Consider the following 5,011-nt stretch of genomic DNA (forward strand, 5'->3'; position numbering starts at 1 on the left):
ATAGATTTTGGTAGATTATTTGAGCTAATTGTAATAATTCTTTCCATTATCCCACCTCTTTATAACAAGTATTATAACACAGATTGTTATTAACTATAACTGTTTAGAATTAATATTATAAATATAATATTTTTCATGATTATGTATGAATTGTAAAAATTTATGTTATACTATATGGAAAAGATTAATTTATAGGGGTGTAAAAAATGTCGATAGAAAAAGTTAGAGCATACTTTGCAGAATATGGAAGAGAAGATGATATCTTAGAGTTTGATCAATCAAGTGCAACAGTTGAATTAGCAGCTGAAGCAGCACATGTTATACCAGCTAGAATAGCTAAGACTCTATCTTTCAAAAATAAAGCAGGAGATAATGCTATATTAATAGTAGTTGCAGGGGATGCTAAGATTGATAACAAAAAATACAAAGCAGAATTTTCAACAAAAGCAAAAATGCTTACTCCAGATGAAGTTATAGAATACATAGGTCATGCTATAGGTGGTGTGTGCCCATTCGCAATAGCAAACGATGGAGTAAAGGTATATTTAGATGTTTCTATGAAACGTTTCAGTACAGTGTTCCCGGCTTGTGGAAGCAGTAATTCAGCTATAGAATTAACTTGCGACGAAATGGAAAAATACTCAAAATGTGAAAAATGGGTAGACGTATGCAAGGGATATGATGAAACTTTATCAGAATAATTTATAATGCATTAAATTAAATAAAATTATTAAAACAATAAAAAGGAGTTTTCAATAGTCAAGCTATATAGGAGAACTCCTTTTTTAGACTCTAGAGAATAAATATATTATCGACAAGGACCTTGGTAATTTATGGTTAATCTTTTTTGTTCATTATATTAAAAAATTAGTGTAAAATATATATGTTAAATAATAAAGGAAGTAGGTGAAAATTTGTTCAAAAAAGAAGATCAGACATATAATCTTATATCGTATATAAATGAAGACGATAATTTGACATTGAGAGAGGTTTTATTGGATAAATTAAACTTTTCAGTTAGATATGTATCTAAATTAAAGCGATTTAAAACAGTAAATGTAAATAAGAATTTTAAAAAATTAGATAAAAAGGTTAAAAAAGGAGATTTAATAGAAGTCAGTATACAAGAGGATATGGCAAATTTTAAACCTCAAGATTTAAATTTAGATATAGTTTACGATGATTTTGACTTAATTGTTGTAAATAAACCTCCATTTATGGTAGTCCATCCTACAAAGAGTCATTTTGAAAATACTATGGCGAATGGAGTTACAGATTACATAGTCAAAAAAGGAGAGGCTGTAAAAATAAGATTTGTAAATAGACTCGATATGAATACATCAGGTCTTGTTATAGTTGCAAAGAATCCATTTGCTCAGCATGTATTGTCTAGCGAGATGAAGGAGGAAGGCTTTGACAAAAAATACATAACAATAGTAAAGGGCATCGTAGAAAAGGACAGAGATACTATAAATGAGCCTATTTACAGACCTACAGATGATAGTGTGAAGAGGGTTGTAGACCCTAGAGGACAGGAGTCGATTACCCATTACAAGGTAATTGAGAGATTAAAGGATGCTACAGTTTTAGAGGTTAAACTTGAAACAGGTAGAACTCACCAAATAAGAGTTCATATGTCGCATATAGGACATCCTATTATAGGAGATGAATTATACGGTTCTTTAGACGAGAATTTAATAAATAGACAGGCGTTGCATGCGTATAGTTTAAAATTTAAACAGCCTAGAACTAAAGAAATTTTAGAATTTAAGACAGATATACCTCGAGATATGAAGGAATTAATTGAAAAATTGAGATAGAAATAAGGAGATATTAAGATGATTATACATAAATCTATAGTACATGTTTTAGATAAAAATAACGATAGTCCAATATTAAACGATTACGAATGTAGAAATAGTTTAGAAGTAGATAAGTTTTTCCAAAAAATTATAAATAGAGTTTCAAAGGACGACGATTTAAGAAAGGCAGAATTCAACGATTACAACAACAACATAGTTAAAAATTGTTGTGAACAAATAATTTATGACGAAGATACATTTTTACAAAATTCAAAGGAAATAGCGGCTTATTTATTTGATGTTATGAAATCTGGTGAAGAAATGGATTCTTGTGATTTGGCGATTTGCTTATACAGTGTAAAGGACGAAAAAAACGTAGCTATAATCAAGCTAGAATATAAAAAATCGTATACACATTCTATTGAGTATATAGAAGATAAATTTAATATACAAATAGTATCAAATGAAATTGGAATACCAGAGACAGGACGACAAAAACAATGTGCTCTAGTGGGCTTAAGCGGAATTAACGATGAATACCACCTAAAATTACTAGATAAAGACGCTGAAAAGGAACAAATAGAGACAAAATTTGTGGCAGATTTCTTAAATGCAAAAAAAGTAGAAGACAGCAAATACAAAACAAAGGTATTTAAAACTACAGCTGAAAACTGGATTACAAATGCGATTTCGGATGATATGAAAAAAGCAGAGGACATAAGAAGTATGTTAAATTACACTTTGAAGGAAAAGGCTGAAATAGATGTAGATGAATTTATCCAAAATAACATAATAGACCAAGAGCTAAAAGAAAGCTTCAAAGAACATATGGAGGACAAAGGACTTACTGAAAACTTCTCAATCGATAAAAAATGGGTTGAAAAGAAGCTTAAAAAGAGAAGTATAAAAACAGACAATGGATTTGATATAAAAGGAAATTTATCAGATTTTGAAGACCCTATGAAATACAGCGTCAGAAAGAACGAAAACGGAACTTTTGATATAGTAATAAAAAATGTATCTTTTTATGAGGAGAAATAAAAAATAAGATGAATTTTAAACAATTAAGTTGTACTTAAAGAGTTATTTTTAACAAAATAACTCTACTGATAAATAATAAAAGTATGGTATAATAACCCTATAACTAAATAAGTATTATGTATATAGGTTCTATATAGATTAATAGGGAAAGAGGTTAAAATCCTCTGCAGCCCCCGTTACTGTAATGTAGACTGTTGCTCAATTTAGCCACTGTGATTTAATCATGGGAAGGCGAGTTAATAGGATGAAGCTAAGCCAGGAGACCTGCCTAATATACAAAATATAAAATCTTCGGGGTGAGGAAATTTGTTTTATTTTAAAATATAAACTAACCTTGTGTTAGTTTTTTTATTTTATAAATTAAAACAAAAAAGAAGTCAAATTTAAAAAGGAGGATTTTTAAGTGAAAAAGAAAATTTTATCTATTTTATTGTGTTTGACAATGTTTTTAGCAGTTGGATGCAATAACGGCGATGGCGGGGACAGAAAAATAACAGACAGACAAGGAAATGAGGTAGAAGTTCCAAATAAAATTGAAACAATTATATCTACTGCACCAGCTAATACAGAAAACTTAGTAGCATTAGGATTAGCTGATAAGATTATAGCAGCAGATGAATATTCAGCAGATGTTGAGGGATTAAGTAAAGATACAAAATTAATGGATTTTAATACTCCAGATGCTGAAAAAATCATAGAACTAGATCCAGATATAATAGTAGCAACAGAATACAGTGGTTCATCAGAAGATCCTTATAAAGCTGTCAAAGATGCTGGGATATGTGTTGTATACATACCAAGTAGCAACAGTATAGACGGTATATATGAAGATATCACATTTTTAGCAGATTTATTTGATGTAAGTGATAAGGGTGAAGAAATAGTATCTTCTATGAAGTCAGATGTTGAAGAAGTAAAGGAAATAGGTAGCAAAATAAAAGATAAAAAGAAGGTTTATTTTGAAATTGGTCCAGCACCAAACCTATACAGCTTCGGTAATTCAACATTCTTAAATGAAATTATAGAAATAGTAGGAGCTGAAAATATATTCAAAGATCAAGAATCTTGGATATCTCCAAGCTCAGAATCAGTAATAGATGCAAATCCAGACGTTATACTTACTAATGTAAACTACATAGACAATCCAATCGATGAAATAATGAATAGAGATGGATGGGAAAATATAACTGCAGTTAAAGAAAAAGCAGTATACTCTATAGATACAAATTCATCTTCAAGACCAACACCTAATGTAATAAAAGCTTTAAAAGAAATGGCAAAGGCTATATATCCAGATGAATACGGTGACAAATAGACAAAAGAGTATAATCAGCATATTTATAGTATTTATATTGATTTATATTGGGGCTTCTATAGGAAGCTCCAATATAAGTATGTTAGATACTATATCTATAATTGCAAATAAAGCTTTAGGTATACCTCTTAGAGAGGGGATATTAGCTAAGGATGTATCGATTATTTGGAAAATTAGATTACCTAGGGTTTTATTGGCATTTTTAGTTGGTGGGTGTTTAGCTGCAAGTGGTGCAGTTGTTCAATCAATACTTAAAAATCAATTGGCATCACCATTTACATTAGGGGTATCATCAGGGGCGTCTTTAGGTGCAGGACTTGTAATAGTAACAGGATTTTCTATTCCATTTGTGGGAAGCTTCACACTTCCGATAGTGGGATTTATATTTGGTCTTTTTACAGTTTATATAGTGATAGTATTTTCTAATAAAATAGATAGAACTATGTCTAATAATACTATAATATTGGCTGGTATGGTTTTTTCTTTATTTGTAAATGCTTTACTTACAACGCTTACTGCAATGTTTTCAGAGGATTTAAAGAGTATAACTTTATGGCAAATGGGTAGTTTTGCTATGAGGGGATGGACGTATGTTGGACTTATCATGCCATTTTGTTTAATAGGGATGATAGGTATACTTATGTATACTAAAGAAATGGATATACTTACATTTGGAGAAGAGCAAGCTAAATCAGTAGGAGTAGAGACATCAAAGGTTAAGACTAAGCTTTTTATATTTTCAGCTGTTTTAACAGGAGGAGCTGTATCGCTTAGTGGGACTATTGGATTTGTGGATTTAATCGCACCACATGTAGTTAGAAAAATATTTGGTTCAAACCATAGATATGTAATA

At 30.2% G+C, this 5,011-nt stretch carries 5 protein-coding genes and 1 riboswitch; all 5 genes read left to right on the forward strand.

Going from position 1 to position 5,011, the window contains the following annotated elements; translation table 11 throughout:
* Nucleotides 1-206: 206 nt before the first annotated feature.
* Nucleotides 207-701: a YbaK/EbsC family protein gene (locus MR593_RS11905; protein WP_290693182.1), complete on the forward strand. Its 495-nt coding sequence runs from the start codon at nt 207-209 to the stop codon at nt 699-701.
* Nucleotides 702-914: 213 nt separating this feature from the next.
* Nucleotides 915-1,820, forward strand: coding sequence for an RluA family pseudouridine synthase (locus MR593_RS11910; protein ID WP_290693185.1), 906 nt, complete (start codon nt 915-917; stop codon nt 1,818-1,820).
* 18 nt (nt 1,821-1,838) lie between these two features.
* Complete coding sequence (locus MR593_RS11915) at nt 1,839-2,843, forward strand: nucleoid-associated protein (RefSeq protein ID WP_290693188.1); 1,005 nt, start codon at nt 1,839-1,841, stop codon at nt 2,841-2,843.
* Between the two features lie 106 nt (nt 2,844-2,949).
* A riboswitch (cobalamin riboswitch) is annotated at nt 2,950-3,129 on the forward strand.
* Nucleotides 3,130-3,246: 117 nt separating this feature from the next.
* Nucleotides 3,247-4,158 carry an ABC transporter substrate-binding protein gene (locus MR593_RS11920; protein WP_331474847.1) on the forward strand — a complete coding sequence of 304 codons (912 nt, stop codon included), beginning with the start codon at nt 3,247-3,249 and terminating at the stop codon, nt 4,156-4,158.
* The coding region (locus MR593_RS11925) for a FecCD family ABC transporter permease (protein WP_290693191.1) at nt 4,139-5,011 on the forward strand (873 nt) is incomplete at its 3' end. The genes MR593_RS11920 and MR593_RS11925, both read left to right, overlap by 20 nt.

It is taken from the genome of Intestinibacter sp. (assembly GCF_022780145.1).
Lineage (GTDB): Bacteria > Bacillota > Clostridia > Peptostreptococcales > Peptostreptococcaceae > Intestinibacter.

Excerpts from the sequence above, each read along its gene's own strand:
- MR593_RS11905 (WP_290693182.1), top strand. The coding sequence starts at position 207 with ATGTCGATAGAAAAAGTTAGAGCATACTTTGCAGAATATGGAAGAGAA.
- MR593_RS11915 (WP_290693188.1), top strand. The coding sequence starts at position 1,839 with ATGATTATACATAAATCTATAGTACATGTTTTAGATAAAAATAACGAT.